This window comes from Kistimonas scapharcae (assembly GCF_039540975.1).
Taxonomy (GTDB): Bacteria; Pseudomonadota; Gammaproteobacteria; order Pseudomonadales; family Endozoicomonadaceae; genus Kistimonas; species Kistimonas scapharcae.
In genome coordinates, this window is record NZ_BAABFL010000103.1 from 1 (window position 1) to 18,326 (window position 18,326).

At 51.6% G+C, this 18,326-nt stretch carries 15 protein-coding genes; 6 read left to right on the forward strand and 9 right to left on the reverse strand.

What is annotated here, in order from left to right; translation table 11 throughout:
• Positions 1 to 2,476: 2,476 nt before the first annotated feature.
• The 5 genes from phoU to ABD892_RS05840 form a co-directional block, all read right to left on the reverse strand.
• Positions 2,477 to 3,208, reverse strand: coding sequence for a phosphate signaling complex protein PhoU (phoU, locus tag ABD892_RS05820; protein ID WP_211825197.1), 732 nt, complete (start codon positions 3,206 to 3,208; stop codon positions 2,477 to 2,479).
• A 42-nt stretch (positions 3,209 to 3,250) separates the two neighbouring features.
• On the reverse strand, positions 3,251 to 4,051 hold the full coding sequence (gene pstB / locus ABD892_RS05825) for a phosphate ABC transporter ATP-binding protein PstB (protein ID WP_345194498.1): 801 nt from the start codon (positions 4,049 to 4,051) through the stop codon (positions 3,251 to 3,253).
• A 141-nt stretch (positions 4,052 to 4,192) separates the two neighbouring features.
• The gene (gene pstA / locus ABD892_RS05830) at positions 4,193 to 5,857 is read right to left on the reverse strand and encodes a phosphate ABC transporter permease PstA (protein ID WP_345194469.1); all 1,665 of its coding nucleotides are present in this window, start codon (positions 5,855 to 5,857) and stop codon (positions 4,193 to 4,195) included.
• 33 nt (positions 5,858 to 5,890) lie between these two features.
• Entirely contained in the window at positions 5,891 to 8,173 is a 2,283-nt protein-coding gene (locus ABD892_RS05835; RefSeq protein ID WP_345194470.1) for an ABC transporter permease subunit, read from the reverse strand.
• A 377-nt stretch (positions 8,174 to 8,550) separates the two neighbouring features.
• Positions 8,551 to 9,525: a PstS family phosphate ABC transporter substrate-binding protein gene (locus ABD892_RS05840; RefSeq protein ID WP_345194472.1), complete on the reverse strand. Its 975-nt coding sequence runs from the start codon at positions 9,523 to 9,525 to the stop codon at positions 8,551 to 8,553.
• 189 nt (positions 9,526 to 9,714) lie between these two features.
• Here ABD892_RS05840 and ABD892_RS05845 point away from each other — a divergent pair, with 189 nt between their 5' ends.
• The 3 genes from ABD892_RS05845 to ABD892_RS05855 are packed head-to-tail and all read left to right on the forward strand — an operon-like array spanning position 9,715 to position 12,054.
• Positions 9,715 to 10,278, forward strand: a complete 564-nt coding sequence (locus tag ABD892_RS05845) for a TRAP transporter small permease subunit (RefSeq protein ID WP_345194473.1) — start codon at positions 9,715 to 9,717, stop codon at positions 10,276 to 10,278.
• Complete coding sequence (locus ABD892_RS05850) at positions 10,275 to 11,648, forward strand: TRAP transporter large permease (RefSeq protein ID WP_345194474.1); 1,374 nt, start codon at positions 10,275 to 10,277, stop codon at positions 11,646 to 11,648. Before ABD892_RS05845 ends, ABD892_RS05850 begins: the two co-directional genes overlap by 4 nt.
• 10 nt (positions 11,649 to 11,658) lie before the next feature.
• Entirely contained in the window at positions 11,659 to 12,054 is a 396-nt protein-coding gene (locus ABD892_RS05855) for an acyl-CoA thioesterase (protein WP_345194475.1), read from the forward strand.
• A gap of 48 nt (positions 12,055 to 12,102) precedes the next feature.
• Here the strand turns inward: ABD892_RS05855 and ABD892_RS05860 are convergent, their stop codons facing one another.
• Together ABD892_RS05860 and ABD892_RS05865 are read right to left on the reverse strand one after the other, a co-directional pair.
• The gene (locus tag ABD892_RS05860; protein ID WP_345194477.1) at positions 12,103 to 12,714 is read right to left on the reverse strand and encodes a hypothetical protein; all 612 of its coding nucleotides are present in this window, start codon (positions 12,712 to 12,714) and stop codon (positions 12,103 to 12,105) included.
• Positions 12,714 to 13,997, reverse strand: coding sequence for a peptidylprolyl isomerase (locus ABD892_RS05865; RefSeq protein ID WP_345194478.1), 1,284 nt, complete (start codon positions 13,995 to 13,997; stop codon positions 12,714 to 12,716). The genes ABD892_RS05860 and ABD892_RS05865 overlap by 1 nt, the downstream gene beginning before the upstream one ends.
• 40 nt (positions 13,998 to 14,037) lie before the next feature.
• Here ABD892_RS05865 and ABD892_RS05870 point away from each other — a divergent pair, with 40 nt between their 5' ends.
• Both ABD892_RS05870 and ABD892_RS05875 read left to right on the forward strand, forming a co-directional pair.
• The gene (locus ABD892_RS05870) at positions 14,038 to 14,184 is read left to right on the forward strand and encodes a hypothetical protein (RefSeq protein ID WP_345194479.1); all 147 of its coding nucleotides are present in this window, start codon (positions 14,038 to 14,040) and stop codon (positions 14,182 to 14,184) included.
• A 125-nt stretch (positions 14,185 to 14,309) separates the two neighbouring features.
• Positions 14,310 to 16,367 carry a S9 family peptidase gene (locus tag ABD892_RS05875; RefSeq protein ID WP_345194480.1) on the forward strand — a complete coding sequence of 686 codons (2,058 nt, stop codon included), beginning with the start codon at positions 14,310 to 14,312 and terminating at the stop codon, positions 16,365 to 16,367.
• 38 nt (positions 16,368 to 16,405) lie between these two features.
• Here the strand turns inward: ABD892_RS05875 and ABD892_RS05880 are convergent, their stop codons facing one another.
• Together ABD892_RS05880 and ABD892_RS05885 are read right to left on the reverse strand one after the other, a co-directional pair.
• Entirely contained in the window at positions 16,406 to 17,134 is a 729-nt protein-coding gene (locus ABD892_RS05880; RefSeq protein WP_345194481.1) for a substrate-binding periplasmic protein, read from the reverse strand.
• Positions 17,135 to 17,261: 127 nt separating this feature from the next.
• The gene (locus ABD892_RS05885) at positions 17,262 to 17,924 is read right to left on the reverse strand and encodes a fumarylacetoacetate hydrolase family protein (protein WP_345194482.1); all 663 of its coding nucleotides are present in this window, start codon (positions 17,922 to 17,924) and stop codon (positions 17,262 to 17,264) included.
• 123 nt (positions 17,925 to 18,047) lie between these two features.
• On the opposite strand from ABD892_RS05885, the gene ABD892_RS05890 reads away from it, so the two are divergent.
• Positions 18,048 to 18,308, forward strand: a complete 261-nt coding sequence (locus ABD892_RS05890; protein WP_345194483.1) for a DUF4404 family protein — start codon at positions 18,048 to 18,050, stop codon at positions 18,306 to 18,308.
• The last annotated feature ends 18 nt before the right edge of the window (positions 18,309 to 18,326 follow it).

Sequence of the window (18,326 nt, forward strand, 5' to 3'; positions counted from 1 at the left end):
AAATCAGGCTCGCCAATACGTAAGGTGACGGGGGTGTTCAAGTAGACCAGAATCGGTGTTCAAGTAAACCAGAATATGCATCACTTACTGATTGTCTTTAAATACATATAACGCTGGCATTGATTATCAAAATCAGCCAATAAATTAATCAGACAACAGAGTGTGAGTGCAGCCTACTTATTAAAATGATACGCAATATACCCCTAAGCCGGTTTATCGCTATATCGAATGACGAATATTTTCTCGACAAGCCAATCTTTTTAATTAACAGAGAGGTAAATTGTTATGGAATCAACTATCAGAGAAGGTTTAACCAGGTTAAGACAGTCAATACAGGAACACACGGACTCCATCGCAGAAATCTGCAGTCGTCGTTGTCGCCCTGTTCCTGATGAGCGGCCAGGGGAAGTCCATAGGCCTGACGCAGGAGAGCAACAACGCGAAGGACGTGAAGGACGTGAAGGACGTGAAGGACGTGAAGGACGTGAAGGACGTGAAGGACGTGAAGGACGTGAAGNACGTGAAGTCGAAGATCGCACTATTTTTGCAACGACATCAAGCCTATTGCCTTGTGATGATGCTATCTGTGAATCGTTCACGGAAGTCATCGCCAATATTACCCACAAGCTCACCGACGCACGTATTTTTCCAATCAGTCGATTTGAAGACATCGAACAGAGAGCCGACGAAGTCAAACTGTTCCTGGTGGAACCCGCAATCGCTGAACAACACGAATTATATCGTACAGGGTTTTGGATAGGTTACACCGTCTGTCAAAAACGTTTTTTACTACCCAATACTGAGCAGACCTTCATTATCCAGCGAATAGCAGATAATGCACATGGCGTCCTGGTAAGTGCATTGTCTCAGGCCAAGGCGTTGCAATCCAAAGATTTCGACGATATCAATTTTGCTGAAGATCTAACACCAGCTGAGATGCCGCTATTGGGCGCCCAGCCGTTAGCACTCACGATTCAGGGTTCCACCTATTTATTCGGTAACGCTTCCAACAGGAGTCATGGGAGTCTGCTCAAAGAGCTTCCTTCGGTAATGGATATTCCTCAACTACGCGGCGTATGCCTCACTCTAGACGCATCAGCGCCGGGTGTGCTTTACAGGACAAGTATTCACGCTCAGCTAAGGACGCTCACACCAGAGGATTGTGAAGATGAAAGGGCCTTTGCTAAAAAATCAGCCCGCCTCTTAAAAACTGCACAACTCATGGATGAGTCAGGCATTCGTCCCTCATATTCTTGGGTCTGGGGTTGGGATGAGTGCTTACTCGTTGAGGGGCATGGAGAGAGAAGTCATTTTGTACTGAAAAAACACCCTCGCGATATTCGTTGCAGCCATCTTTTCGATCAATCACCTGAAAATAACAAGGTGGTTATGGCAACATTACTCCTTTTATTACACACACAAAAGTACTGCAAAGAGCAATTTTTTAATGAATTTCAGCAAACATTGGCTTTGCTTGAGAGAGTCTCCCGTGACTCATTTAATCAAGTGGATGACATATTAAGATGTAGCATGAATGACGATTCTCTAGTAGATGACTATGAAGATGAAGACACAACACAAAAAAGAAAAGCGACTCTTATACAGAAAATGAGGGACATGATTACCAAAGGATTCGTGAAGCATTATCTTGAACACCTTAGACGTTTATGCAGTATACACTACTACCTCCCTAATGCCATTACATCAACCGACTGGAATCAATCTCTGAAAATTATTTTTGAACACATGAATATTTTTGAGCTTCCTCAACTCGTCGCTCTAAACAGAATGGCTAGCGATCGATTACGCGAATTTTTAGCCATGGACAACACAGTCTTCCTTGACCTTTACAGAAGTGAATACTCAAAAATATTGTATGACTACCTACAATCCAAAGAAATCGATTTTGAACATTCGGCATATCAAGGGGATAGATCAAGTATAATACAACTTAAAATATTAGTGAGCACCCGTATAGACGCATATAAAGAAACAAAACCTATAATCGAAAAACTTAGTAAGAGTACAACAGAAAGATCAAGTAAAGTAGCCTATGCTTTAATCATAACAAGTTTCGAAAAATTACTTAAACCATACGATGAAGTATCCAGGCTGTTACATGCCATCATTCATGAAGGCAAATCGCTAGCCGATTTTAATACTGGTGTTGATGCACTCGTATCGGCTACCGATTAAAGACTGCATGCTCTAATAAACAGATTCAACTCTCTTTATCGCTATGAAGATGAGGTCTGATGTGTAAAAAAAACGATGCTGCAGCAGAATATAAATCACTATAAAACTGCTGCCACATTGCATTAAAGACTGTAAATCACTTTATAACAGCCCAGTTAACCTATCAGACGTATTTACGATCTCCTGCCCAACACAAGTGAGCAACACTAGTCGCATAGAAAATGATGTTACGTTGAAGAGCGATAGTTTTTTCCTATCGCCCTGCAATGTCAACGATCAATTATATATCTTCAAACACCTCAGCTTTCATACGCTTGATGCCAATGTGACGGACATCGGTACCTTTCACCAGGTAAATCACATATTCCGCGATATTACGGGCATGGTCGCCAATCCGCTCCAGCGAACGCAGTACCCACATGATGTTCAGCACCCGGGTAATAGAACGGGGATCTTCCATCATATACGTCACCAGCTCACGCATGGCGGACTTGTATTCCCGGTCCACGGATTTGTCTTCCTGAACCACGGCCAGTGCCATATCCGCATCAAAACGGGCAAACGCGTTCAGGGCGTCCTGCACCATCTTACGGACATGGGAACCGATATGACGGGCTTCCACATAACCACGCGGCGCTTCGCCCTGCTCGCTCAGGCTGATACCAAAGCGGGCAATCTTGGAGGCCTCATCGCCGATACGCTCCAGATCAGTGGCTGCCTTGGTACAGGCGATTACCAGACGCAAGTCACTGGCTGCCGGCTGACGACGGGCCAGTACCCGGGAGACATTCTCGTCAATGGACACTTCCATGTAGTTGATGTCAGTATCCTTCTCACGGACTGACAGGCCCAGCTCACTGTCAGCATCAATCAACGCACGAATCGCGTCGGATACCTGTTTCTCCACCGCGCCGCCCATGGCCAGCAGCTGGTTACGCAGTTCATCTAAATCATTATTGAACTGCTGGGAGATGTGATGAGTAATCTCATCGGATTTGGTTTCAATCGGCATTTCCTGTTTTCCTCAGCCTGCTCAATTCATACACGACACACATCAACCATAACGACCCGTGATGTAATCTTCGGTCTTTTTCTGCGTCGGATTGGTGAATACGGTATCCGTGTCGCCAAACTCGATCTGCTGCCCCATATAAAGAAACGAGGTATAGTCGGATACCCGCGCAGCCTGTTGCATATTATGGGTCACGATGACAATGGTGTAGCGGCTCTTGAGCTCGTTAATCAGTTCTTCAATCTTCAATGTGGAGATCGGATCCAGTGCTGATGCCGGTTCATCCAGCAACAGCACTTCCGGTTCCACGGCAATGGTTCGGGCAATGACCAGGCGCTGCTGCTGACCACCGGACATACCGAGGGCACTTTCGTGCAGCCGGTCTTTCACTTCATCCCAGAGGGCGGCACCTTTCAGCGACCACTCCACAACTTCATCCAATGTCCGCTTTTTGTTGATCCCCTGGATGCGGAGACCGTAAGCGACATTTTCATAAATACTCTTGGGAAACGGATTCGGTTTCTGGAACACCATGCCAACCCGGCGACGCAGGTCAGACACTTCAATCCGCTTGTCATAGATATTCTGACCTTCCAGCATGATATTGCCGTCTACACGGCAGCCATCCACCAGGTCATTCATGCGGTTCAGGCTACGCAGCAACGTTGACTTACCGCAGCCCGACGGCCCGATAAAGGCCGTCACCCGCTTTTTCGGGATCGTCAGGCTGATGTTGTAAAGCGCCTGCTTTTCACCGTAAAACAGATTCAGGTTCCGGATATCGAGGCAGGTCTCTTCATCTTCAAGTCTTAACTTGCGAATACCACGCCCCAGGCTGTCCATATCAATACTGTGGGTACGCGCCTGTGATTCTTCAACACCCGGCGTCACCGGCTTCGCTTCAGGGGCTGTGCGCGTTTCAGGGGCTACTGCCAGTGTCTCGCTCATCTTGTCACCATTCCATTCGAAACAGGTTATCGCCGGTTACACTTCCAGCGTTTTATATTTTTCACGCAGGCTGTTGCGGATGGCCACAGCCGACAGATTCAGTACGGCAATCACGATCACAAGCAACAACGCCGTGGCATACACCAGCGGACGCGCCGCTTCAACATTCGGACTCTGGAATCCGACATCATATATGTGGAAGCCTAGGTGCATAAACTTCTGGTCGAGGTGCAGGAACGGATAGTTACCGTCCAGCGGCAGGCTCGGTGCGAGCTTGACCACCCCCACCAGCATCAAAGGTGCCACTTCCCCGGCGGCACGGGCAACGGCCAGAATCAATCCGGTCATCATGGCCGGGCTCGCCATTGGCAGAACGACCCGCCAGAGGGTTTCCGCCTTGGTTGCACCCAACGCCAGACTGCCCTCACGCACGGAACGTGGAATACGTGACAGGCCTTCTTCTGTAGCGACGATTACCACCGGCAACGTCAACAACGCCAGAGTGATGGCTGCCCACATCAAGCCGGGCGTACCGAAGGTTGGCGCCGGGAGCGCCGCCGGGAAGAACAGCTGATCCATCTGTCCTCCCAGGAAATACACAAAGAAGCCCAGGCCAAAAACGCCGTACACAATGGAAGGCACACCGGCCAGGTTGTTAACCGCAATACGGATTGAGCGGGTCATGAAACCCTGACCGGCATATTCCCTCAGGTAAACGGCGGCTATCACGCCGAACGGCGTCACGATGATGGACATCAAAATCACCATCATCACAGTACCGAAAATAGCCGGGAAAATCCCACCCTCGGTATTGGCTTCCCGCGGATCATCACTGACAAACTCCCAGAGTTTGTCGCCATAGAATGCCAGTTTATCCACCAGTCCCATGGCGTTGGGTTGATACGCCCGAACCACCTTACCCATCGACAGAATGACTTCCTGTCCATCGGCCGTTTCAGCGACCGCGCTGTCACGGTTAAACGCCACATACAATTTGCCAAGCTGTTGCTCCAGCACCTTGTACTCGGCGTCCAGCGCTGCACGCTCGGCCTGAATGCCGGCCAGCACGGCAGGTGTCGCATTGCCCTTCAGTTCCAGTCCCCGCTCTTTCAGGCGCAGACGTTCAAGGCGGGCATTGATACTACCGATGTCGTGCTTCTCAATCTGGTAAATCTGGTCGTGGATGGCCAAAGCCCGGGCAATCCGCTGCTGGAATACCTCCCAGGCCTGGTCACCAGTAGCAACCGTTTTATCCGCTTCCCGTACAGCCTTGAGGTAGCCGTAGAAATTACCCCATTCCCGACGTTCAACGGCCATCACATTTTCCGGGTAATGCGCATCCTGCAGCCAGGGCTCGACCACCCAGGCAAAGTCGCTGCCGGTGACATCCCGGTTACCGACCTTGATCAGGCTACGTTCAACCACGTCCAGTGAAGGGTCCAGCGGTAGCCCTGCACCACGCAAGCGCTCACCGGAGACGGTTTCCGAATCCGCCAGCTGCCCCAGCACCTGACGGCTTTCCTGGCCCGGCACCCGATAGTCTGCTGCAACGATGGCCGACGGCCAGAAATGCCCGAGGCCTCTCACTGCAATCAGGGCCAGAAGCCCGACCACCATCACCAGACTGATCGCCACCGCCCCGGCGTTAAGCCAGACCCAGGGCGAGCCCCCCTGAAACCATTTGCCGACTGTTATTCGCATTCTCTCTGCCTGCCTATTCTTGTACTGCGGTTATCACAGGGAGCTGTATTTGGTTCTGAGACGGTGTCGCACCAACTCCGCCAGCGTGTTCACGACAAAGGTGAACAGGAACAGGGTTAATGCCGCCAGGAACAGAATTCGGTAATGGCTGCTGCCAACCTCGGACTCCGGCATTTCCACCGCAATATTGGCGGCCAGTGTCCGCATACCCTCGAAGATATTGGCATCCATGATGGGCGTATTACCGGTCGCCATCAGGACAATCATGGTTTCACCCACCGCACGTCCCATGCCGATCATCAATGCCGAGAAAATACCGGGACTGGCGGTCAATAGTACGACACGGGTCAGGGTCTGCCATGGTGTCGCGCCCAAAGCCAGAGAGCCATAAGTCAGATGCTTGGGCACACTGAAAATGGCGTCTTCCGCAATGGAGAAAATGGTGGGGATAACGGCAAAGCCCATCGCCAGTCCGACGACCATGGCGTTGCGCTGATCGTAGGCAATCCCCAGGTCTTTAGTGATCCAGGCGCGCATGTCCCCACCAAAGAACAGGTGCTCAAGCGTGCCGCTGGCGCCGAGTGCGGCCCAACCGGCGACCAAAATAACGGGCACCAGAATCAGGGGCTGCCAGCCATCAGGCACCCGACTGCGCAGTTCAACGGGCAGCCGGTCCCAGAAGAAAGCAAAACCCAGCACCGCAAACGGTACGATCAGCAACAGGGCAAAAATGCCGGTCAGGTTATTCTCGACAAACGGTGCCAGCCAGAGGCCGGCCAGGAAACCGAGAATAACGGTGGGCAGCGCTTCCATGAGTTCAATCACCGGCTTCACTTTGCGACGCAAACCGGGCGCCATGAAGTAAGCCGTATAGATGGCGCCGCAGATCGCCAAAGGCGCCGCCAGCAACATCGCATAAAACGCCGCCTTCAGCGTCCCGAATGCCAGCGGCATCAGGCTCAGCTTGGGTTCAAAATCGTTATTGGAAGCTGAGGACTGCCAGATATATTCCGGCTGTTCGTACGACTCATACCAGACCTTATCCCACAAGGCTGACCAGGAAACTTCCGGATGTTCATTCTCAATGCGCCAGAACGCCAGCCCTTCCGGTGATTCGACCAGCAGGGCATTCCCCCTCGGCGACATGCCCAGTGTATTAATGGCACTGTCTGTGACGGGTACTGTCAGCAACGTGCGTCTGGCCGTGGTGTTAAACAATCCTGCCGAACCGGTGGCATCCACAGCCAGGAAACCCTTACGGCGATGCTCTGGCGCAATCCCCGTAATGGGCTGGTCACCCAGCTGAAAATCCCGAATCCGGGTCAGCTGCTGCTTTCCTTCCGCATCCCGCACCAGAAACCATTGGCTGATATGACCCTGACTGTCTCCAATCAGCAGCGAGATACCGCCTAACAGGAATTCAGCCGCCGTCACGGTGGCAGAGCCCTCGGTCAGGTCGATGGTATCCACTAATTCCGGCTGGTTAATATTGCTGATAGCGTGTAGTGACAGGCTGTCATTGCCGTTCAATGCATACAGCCAGTGCTGATCAGGATCAATCAACAGCTTTTTGACCTCACCCGCGACCGCCGGTAAATCCACACGCTGTTCTTCCAGTGCGATCTCTTCGGTCAGGAAATCCTCTTCCTTGGTGAAGGCTGTCATGAAAATCCGCTGACCGGCACTACCGGCAATCAGCAACTGTTCCTCGCCGTCCTGGATGGCCACCTCTGTCAGCGGCTTGCCATTTTCGGAAAGGGAGATTGGCGCTTCACCATAGGGATAAACAATCGCTGGCGTAATAATCCGCTGATCATCCGGCCAGGTAATGCGGTAATCATGCTTGAAAACAATCGCTTCACCATTGGATAACCCGGCCACCATCAACGGGCTGGCTGGATCTGCCGCGCTGATGGCGGTAATGGCAGAACCTTCAGGCAATGGAAGAGTAAATGCCCGAGTCTGGTTGCCGGAGCGGGTGTCAAAGAATACGGCCTGCCCATCGGCCATGACCCGAAGGCCCTGTTCAGCCTGTTCTTCCATGGTCAGGAAAAGGACATCTGACGATGTACCGGCTACAGGCACCGGCAACGTATAACTGGCCTCACGTTGCATGTCCGCTGAACGAAACAGCGGCGCAACCTCATACAGCAGGTAAATAAAGATCAACATGATCGCGACAATAATGCCGATGCCGCCAGTGGCGATCCCCCATCGTGCCGCCTTGTCCTTGAGCCGCCGACGATTCCCGTAACGCTTCAGGGCCGGGGTATCGAAGTGAAGCTCAGGCGCTGCTGCTATGCCTTGTTCGTTCATGACCAGGTCCGGTTTTTGTTATGAGCGTAAGGTAACCAGACTGTGTGACAGAAATATTACAGCGCCTGATACATCTACTTATATCAGTTCATTAGTTGAATACTGATCGAAACCTTCCGTTTTTAATGTCACCAACAAAGTCGCTAACGAACGTACGAATTCACACGAAAGGCGTCATTGTAAATGCTTCATGGTGACTATTTACTGAAATAATTTATACCTTGTAGATAAAGAAGCAGAAAGCACCGTTCAGAATGCAACATACTCATCAACACCATGTATTTATTGAGACAGTGCCTCTGGACAAACAGGACATACCGAGAGGAACAAAAAAAGGCGAGCAATGCTCGCCTTTTGATTGCCAGAATAGATTCCAATTAAAGAATATCCAGCTGCTTCAATGTCTTCTGTACCACCTTATTTGGCAGCGGGATATAGCCATCCTTCACAACCACTTCCTGCCCCTGCTGAGACAGCACCATCTTCACAAACTCACGCTCCAATGGGGAAAGTGGCTTGTTTGGCTGCTTGTTGATATAGACATAGAGGAAACGTGACAGCGGATATTCACCGGTCACGGCATTATCAGCGGTTGCATCAACGAAAGGCTGACCCGGCTTCTTCGCCAGCGGTACGGTACGGACACTGGAGGTCTTGTAACCGATACCGGAGTAACCGATACCGTTCACTGACGCACTGATGGACTGAACAACAGACGCAGACCCTGGCTGCTCATTCACGTTGTTCTTGAAGTCACCCTTACAGAGTGCCTTTTTCTTGAAGTAGCCATAGGTGCCGGATACGGAGTTACGGCCATACAGCTGGATATCACGGCTTCCCCAAGGACCGCTGAGTCCGGTATCCCCCCAGTCCTTGATGGCGCCATCGTTGCCACACTTACGGGTTGAGGAAAAGATAGCGTCCACCTGGGACATGGTCAGTCCCTGGATCGGATTATCCTTGTTGACGAAGACTGCCAGGGCATCAATAGCGACCGGAATAGCAATCGGCTTGTAGCCATGCTTCTTCTCGAACGCTTCCAGTTCCTTGTCCTTCATCTTGCGGCTCATGGGGCCGAGGTTAGAGGTGCCTTCAGTCAGCGCAGGCGGGGCGGTGGAAGAACCCGCCGCCTGAATCTGGATGTTGACGTTGGGATATTCACGCTTGAAGTCTTCGGCCCAGAGGGTCATCAGGTTCGCCAGGGTGTCGGAACCGACGCTGGACAGGTTACCGGATACACCGCTGGACTTGCTGTAGGTTGGCAGGTCGCTGTCGACTTTGGGTGCAGCCTGGGCGGTCAGTGCAACACCGGCGGTCAACGCCAGGGCTGTCGCAAGACGTTTCACTTTCATTATTCTTTTCTCCTGTGTCTCGTGTTCTTATCAACCGCTAGGGGTACTCGTAGTCTTCGCGTATCAGTATCCGGTGGATATATGACGACTATATGTACGGGTTATTACAGAATCATGACACGCAAACGGGTGCCTCTGGAGTGAGGGTTTCGGTATAATCCTCCAATAACAAGAAGAACAGGGGGCTACATGAACACCTGCGTGCGCCTGACCCGCCGTCTGGTAAAGGGGATTGACCACTTTACCGAGAAAACTGGCCGCACCGTTGCCTGGCTTAACCTGCTGCTGATGCTGGTTGTCTGTACGGTTGTCCTGCTGCGTTACCTGTTTAACCAGGGTTCCATTGCCCTGCAGGAATCCGCCACCTGGATTCACACAATTATTTTCCTGTCTGCCTGCGCCTGGACGCTCAAACATAACGGCCATGTCCGGGTTGATATTTTTTACCGACGCTTCTCGACACGCCGTCAGGCACTGGTCAATGCCCTGGGCAGCCTGTTTCTGTTACTTCCGGTCTGTGGATTGATCGGCGTGATGAGCTGGGAATATGTCAGCCAATCCTGGGCGATACGGGAAAGCTCACAGGAAGCGGGTGGGCTGCCGGCTCTCTACCTCATGAAAAGCCTGATATTAGTTCTGGCGGCCACGTTAATTATTCAGGGTATGGCCGAAGCACTGCGCAACCTGCTGATTATCACCGGTCATGACGCCCCACCTCCAGACACTGAAACGCTACCCCGGGAGGCCGCATGAGCGAATGGATTCCCCTGCTGATGTTCCTGGTGGTCTGCCTGGTATTACTGGCCGGTTACCCGGTTGCCTTTTCCCTGGGAGGCACGGCACTGGCCTTCGCGGTATTAGGAACAGCAACCGGCGCTTTTGATGTTGCATTCCTTCACGCCCTGCCTAATCGCCTGTTCGGCATCATGACCAATCAAACCCTGATGGCAGTCCCGCTATTTGTTCTGATGGGCGTGATGCTGGAAAAATCCCGTGTCGCCGAAGATTTGCTGGAAGGGATGGCTCGCCTGTTCGGCCGGATACGTGGCGGACTGGGCATCTCTGTCACACTGGTCGGCATGCTGCTGGCGGCCAGCACAGGAATCTGCGGCGCCACTGTCGTGACGATGGGATTACTCTCCCTACCCACCATGCTCAAGCGGGGTTACGACCCGAAACTGGCCACCGGCACCATCTGCGCCACCGGCACACTGGGGCAGATCATTCCGCCCTCCATCGCGCTGGTGCTGATCGGCGATGTCATGTCCACAGCTTATCAACAGGCCCAGCTGGACATGGGCATCTTCTCGCCCAAGACCGTCTCCGTTGGGGATCTGTTTGTCGGTGCCATGATTCCCGGACTCATTCTGGTGTGCCTCTATATTGCCTGGCTGGTCGTGATGGCCTGGTTGAAACCGGAAAGTTCCCCAGCCGTCACCGAAACGCACCATGATGACGATTCCAACAAGTCGCTGCTGCTTAGCCTTGCTCCACCGTTATTACTGATCTTTGCCGTACTGGGCTCCATCATGGCCGGCATCGCAACCCCCACCGAAGCATCCGCCGTTGGCGCCTTCGGCGCCGCACTGCTTGCACTGGCTAAAGGACAACTCTCGCTGCCCCGGACAGGTGAGGTGGTTCGTTCTACGACGGAAGTCACCTGCATGGTCTTTTTGATCCTGATTGGTGCATCGGTGTTCTCCCTGGTATTCCGCGGCTTCGGCGGTGACGAAATCATCCAGGAACTGTTCGAGAACATGCCCGGTGGTGTCTTCACCGCGACCCTGATCGTCATGCTGGTCATCTTCGCGCTGGGTTTCATACTCGATTTTATTGAGATCACCTTTGTCGTCGTTCCTATCGTCGGCCCGGTATTGCTGGCCATGGGGCTGGATCCCATCTGGCTTGGCATCATGATTGCTGTGAACCTGCAGACCTCCTTCCTGACGCCACCCTTCGGGTTTGCCCTGTTCTACCTGCGGGGTGTTGCGCCGGGCAGTGTCGCCACCACCGATATTTATAAAGGGGTGGCGCCGTTTATCGTGATCCAGCTGTTATTGCTGGCTTTGATGGCCATCTGGCCGGGCATTATCACCTGGCTGCCATCACAGGTTTACCAATAGGGAGAAAGGTATGGAAACGCTAAAAACCGATCACCTGCCACACCCTGAGGGGGAACTGACTCTTCGGGTTCAGGCCATGCCAAGGGACACCAACCCGGATAATGATATTTTCGGCGGCTGGGTTGTCTCGCAAATGGATCTCGCGGCTGAGATGAGCGCCCGGCAGGTTGCACACGGCCGGGTGGCAACGGTAGCCATCGATAAACTGGTTTTCATGCGCCCCATTGAAGTGGGTGATGTGGTGAGTTTTTACACTATCGTTTCAGACACCGGCCGTAGTTCCATTCAAGTTCAGGTTGAGGCCTGGACACGCAATCCCGTGGCCGATGAGGAGCATAAGGTTACGGAAGGCAATTTCGTGTTTGTAGCAATAGACGATAATCGTCGTACACGAAAGATAATCTGACACGCCACTGCAAACAGGAACCCAACCTAAAGGTAATAACCCATCCGATCAGGGTGATGGGTTATTACCGGCTTCTACGATGTCCATTTCCTGTTCGAGCTGTTGTTTCATGGCACGAATACCTTCCAGTTTACGAATACCTTCGTCCAACTGTTCTTTATCCATACCTTCCGCCTTGGCCCGCTCGATGGCTGTTTCCATCGTTTTGATTTTATCTTCTGCCGCAATGACAAATGCCAGTTTCAGTTGCTCTTCCTGACGGGCTTCATAGCGCTGATAGCGTTCTGGATCACTCAGTTCATTCGCGGATGGCAAAACTCTTGGCTGATACTCTGCGACCGATGGTGCCCGGTTGTCTCCATGCGTCACTGAGTGACTGAATGAATGGATGGCCTTAGCATCAAAGTCGAACGACTTGTTACCACTGCCCATTTGCTGATCATCAGGTATTGGCACCTCAGCGTTTTCAACAATACTGCCTTGTTCTGTCGACACTTCTCGTTTATCGATTGCCTTCAAGGCACTGACAGCTTCTTCCCTGGCAGCGGGAATTTTTTCCCGTATTGAGCTTGCCCGGTCATCACTGAAAACCCACAAAGCGAAAGCCACCGTCACGATGCATCCTGAAACAACCGCAGCCCATCGTTTGTTAACTGCCATCAAAATACCCCGATATAGTCAGGATTGATGCGCACAGGCACCTCCTTGCGTAACCGCTCCTTCAACTGTGCAAACTGCGTTCTGGCTTTTTCAAGCGCAATCTGTCGCGACGCAAGATATCGAACCGTTTCACTGTCTTCCGCGTAATAGCCTTTCTTCTGTTCAGTCACCAGAATGATTTCCCAGGTCGCCGGTTCTCCCGTTATTGCCGGACGTTTAACCGGGCGAGAAGGGATCCCGATTTTCTGCATAAATGCCATGGATTCCAGCCAGTTTGGCGCCTTTTCAGTCCTCGCTATCCAGCCCAGACTTCCTAGCTCCTTCTCACCATGGTCATTCGCTACAGAATAGAGCTTCACGGCCTCTTGAAACGTCAAACCATCGATCAATTGTGAATAAACGTCGTCCGCTTTTTTCTGGCTATCAATCTGAAGATGAAACGCCTTAACCGCTTCCAGTCGGCTGAACTGCTTTTTCTGATTACGGTAATAATCTGCCACTTCCTCACGGGTCACAGCATCCGCGAGCTGGCGAAGCACCGGATTACTGCTGTGCATGACATTAAACAACCCGAGACTTTTAAGAACGGTCTCACGCTCTCGACGGTCGATAAGCACCCTTTTCATCGACCGGATATCTGCCGACGTCAGACCTGAATGTTCCCGCGCCCAGTATTCCACGACCCTGTGTCCCAGCAGCTGCTCAACCTGTCCGGCCAAATACGCAGGTGTTGCCCGACTCAGCTGGATACGTCCCTGTACATTCTGACGATCATATATATCACGCAACGTAATCGTTTCCGTTTTACCTCCGGGCAACCGATACGTTAAGAGAACAGTTTGACTGAAAAGAAGCTGCTGCTGTTCTGTCGCAGTAAAAGACATCTGACCTTTATTTCTGAGTAAATCAGCCAGCCGGTCTGGTGCAGGAATAGAAGTTTTCTGAACAAAGCCATCCATGCCACCGGCTTGCTCACTGAGCCAGTTTTCCAATGGTTTCCGCCAGTACAAGCGAATCAAACCATTCAATTGATCAGCAACAGCCACATCAGTGGAAAAGCCGACAGGATTATCAGTCGGTGCTAATCCACTCTGCTCACGCCAGTGGGCGAGCAGTCTGTTAGTGATCAAATCCCGTAGAACACTTTCCCGTGTTGTACGAAAGTCATCGGGAGCCGCCTGCTGGTAAAAAACCTCCAACGCCTCTGTGGTAATCGCCTCGCCACCGACAATCGCTGCGATACTGTTGTCGTTAATATCGCTTTTAACAGCACTATGCATCATCGCAGATAGCAGCAACCCGAACGCCGTAACAGCATATTGAATGATGCTTCTTTTGGAAGAGTGGATGCCAGAATCTGGCAAAATCGTGTTTTTTACCCGTAAGGAGGATCGAATCCGATCCAATACAGATAACAGTAACAAGGCGCTTTTTATTCTTTTCATCATGCCCACTGCCACTATTGAGTGATTATTCTTGCGTTATCTTACTCAATGAAACGAATATTGCAGTACTTGATGTCCGTTTAATGGCTCACTGGTATCAGCGACGCACACGACAACGGCACTGAATTGTTGAATGACCAGGCGCTAGAAATGATCAAACCACCCTTTGTCAAAAAGCAACCCAGGACGCTGGAACACCATGGCCACCAGCGGATTGATGATTACTACTGGCTGCGCGACGACAGCCGTGAAGATCCTGAAATACTGTCCTGGCTGAAAGCTGAAAATGACTATACCGATGCGGTCATGGCGCCTTATGCACCGCTCAGGGAATCGCTCTATCAGGAACTGATAGGCCGCATCAAGAAAGACGACTCCACCGTACCGGTGCTGGACAACGGTTACTGGTACTACACCCGTTACAGTGGCGATGATGAATACCCGGTGCATGCCCGCAAAGCGGAAACCCTCGATAATCCCGAAGAGGTCCTGCTGGACGGCAATAAACTGGCCGAAGGGCACGAGTTTTTCAGTATCGGTAATATGGATGTCAGCCTGAACAACCAGTTACTGGCATGGAGCGAAGATACAGTAGGTCGTCGTATTTACACCGTATATTTTAAAAACCTGCTGACCGGTGAGCTGTTAACGGACCGTCTTGAGCAAACGACAGGTGACGTTGTATGGGCAGCCGACAACCGCACCGTGTTTTATATCCGTCAGGATCCGCAAACACTGCTGGGTTACCAGGTATTCCGGCATACACTGGGTACGGAACAGAAAGAGGATGTTCTGGTTTACGAAGAACAGGATAAAAGCTTCTATACCGGCATTGACCGCACCCGCGATGACTCCACTCTTTTGATCAACCATGACAGCACCACACAATGTGCTGTCTCACTGCTGGATGCAACAACACCAGAAGGCAACTTTACGGCGTTCCTCCCCCGTGAGGCTAACCATGAATACGACATTGCCAAACTGGATGACTGGTATTACATCCGCACCAACTGGCAGGCCACCAACTTTCGCCTGATGAAGGTGAAAAAAGCGCAGAGTGCCGACAAATCCGCCTGGCAGGAAGTTATTCCCCATCGGGACAATGTGTATCTCGAAGACTACCTGCTGTTTAAAGATGCACTGGTGCTCAATGAAAAGGAAAACGGTATCCCGCGCATTCGTGTCATTCAACTGAGTACCGGCAAAGAGCATCAATTGTCGTTTGATGATCCGGTCTTCGTCGCCCACTTTTCTGCCAACCCGTCTGTGGATGCACCACGCGTCCGTATCTGGTACAGCTCAATGACAACACCGGATACGATTTATGAGTACGACCTTTTCACCGGTGAACGGGAACAACTGAAACAGAAAGAGGTTCCCGGTGGATTCACCCCATCGAATTACGCCAGTGAACGCCTATTCGTCACTGCAACAGACGGCACAGAGATTCCCGTGTCACTGGTATGGCGTACTGACCGGTTTAGTAAAGACGGCACCAATCCACTCTATCAATACGGCTATGGTGCTTATGGTTACACCATTGAGCCGTACTTCTCCGCTAACCGGCTCTCCCTGCTGGATCGTGGTTTCGTTTATGCCATTGCCCATATTCGCGGCGGTCAGATACTGGGACGCCCCTGGTATGAAGCCGGTCGACAGCAGCAGAAACGTAACAGCTTTACCGATTTTATTGATGTGACCCGTGCGCTCGCCGCGGAAGGCTACGCTGACAAAAACAAAGTGTTTGCATCAGGTGGAAGTGCCGGCGGCCTGTTGATGGGGGCGGTCGTGAATATGGCGCCGGAACTCTACCTGGGTATCAACGCTGATGTGCCTTTTGTCGATGTGGTAACGACCATGCTGGATGAAAGCCTGCCACTGACCACCAATGAGTATGACGAGTGGGGGAACCCCAACAACAAAACAGACTACGATTACATGCTGTCTTACTCACCTTACGACAATGTACAACGCCAGGATTATCCCAATATGCTGGTTACCACAGGTCTGCACGACTCACAGGTACAGTACTTTGAGCCGGCTAAATGGGTGGCAAAACTGCGAGAATACAAAACAGACGACAATAAACTGTTGTTCTATACCAACATGGAAGCTGGCCATGGTGGCGCATCCGGACGTTACCAGCAGCAAAAAGAACTCGCACTGGAATATGCGTTTTTCCTGAGCTTGCTTGATCAGTTGCAGTGAACAATATGACGGCCTGAAGACTCAGGCCGTCTGTCAGGTTATTCGTTTATGTACTGACTCAGAATGGTTTCCAGCTGGCCATTTTTTTTTAGTGAGCCCAGTTCCGCATTCAGTGCCTTGATCAGTTCGGGATTAGCGTTTTTGTTCATCGCCAGCCAGAGTTGGCTGGTATTGAATGTCAGCAGTCGCTTAACGTCCATATTGTAACGTTCAGCGATAAACGGACCCGAAAGTGAACTGGTTGCCCAGAGGTCAATTTTTCCCAAACGCATATTCATGGCATTGAGGACATCACCGCGGGTAGTCACCAGAGGCACGCCCTTCTCCTTGAGATAATCGCTGATGGCATCAGCCTCATAACTGCCAACCCGGTATTTCTTGAGATCGTGGATACTTTCCAGGCTAACGTCACTGTCTGCCGGCGCCAGGATAATCCACTCTTCGTCAAACAGCGGCCCGACCCAACGGAAGCGCTCTTCACGCTCCGATGTTCTGAAGGTGGAATAAACACCCACGTTTTCATCATCCAGGGCCTGGTTAAACGCCCGGTCCCAGTCCGGATAAAGTGTGACCCGGTACTCCAGGTCCATGGTATCAAACAGGGTTCGAACAATATCCGTGGCAATGCCTGTCACCCGCTGGTTACGGGCATACTCACTGCCATTATTGGTCATGTTCAGCGGTGGAAAGTTTTCGGTAACAAGATGGTATTGCGCGGCCTGAACGCCGGAAATAAAAAAACAGAAAGCCAGTGCAAGAATGCGCATGGTTCACTCCCCAGTACAACCGATTCTAAAGAGTTATTGTGTGGACACGTTTGTTATCGACTGCCAACCGGGTTGGCCGGGTTGGTCGCTCCTGATCATACCACCAAGCCCGCCTGCCAGTTGTTCTTTAAAGCACGCTTGATTCTACCGCCATCAGGCCATTGATTTCAGCCTTAAGTGTCATGCCACTGGCCAGTTCACCGACGCCTGCCGGGGTTCCTGTAAGCACTACGTCACCGGGACAAAGGGTGAAATGCTCACTGATATAACTGATCAGCGGCAGAATCGGCATCAGCATTTCAATGCTGTTCCCATGCTGACGTATTTCACCATCAATGGATAACTGGAAATCAATGTCGTCCCACCGTCCGATACGCTCCGCACAGACAAAAGACGACAAAGGACATGCACCATCAAACCCCTTGGCGATCTCCCACGGATGCCCTTTTTCCTTCAGACGCCCCTGAAGTTCACGCAAGGTCAGATCCAGTGCCAACCCGACACCGGCAATGGCAGTGATCGATTCTTCAGGGGGGACATGACTGATTTCACGGCCGATGAGGATCGCAATCTCCGTTTCATAATGCACACTGCCACGCTGTTCGGGTAAACGAACAGCGTCTGAAAAGGGTACAAGTGACGTTGCCGGTTTCATGAACAGCAGGGGCTCAGTCGGCACGGGGTTGTTCAGCTCACGGGCATGCTCTGCATAATTACGACCGACACAGACGACCTTTCCAACCGGAAACGTCGCTGACTCCCCTTCGATGGTATGGCTGGTATAACGCATGGCATTCCTGTTGTTATCAGTGATGGTTAAATGCGATTACGCAGGCATGTTTGTCGTTTGCATTTTGCCATTTCATCCTCTCTCGCGCTGGTCTAAGATGGAACAGTCGGTGGAGAGAAAATTATGAATGACAAACTCAATGCCCACATTCAGGATCTTCATGACCTGCTGGATGGTCAACCAGTCGATGAGTGCACGGCTGCCAGTCTGCGACAGATAACCGATGAACTCGAAATCGCACTGGCCAGGGCCGAAGGAAAAGTTCCCGTGGAAACCTTCAATGACCGGCTGGAAAAGGAAGCCATTGAATTCGCTGAGGAGCACCCTACCATCGCCCAAACCATACGACAGATAATGAATACCCTGAACAGTATCGGTATCTGACCCCAACCGCCGGACTGT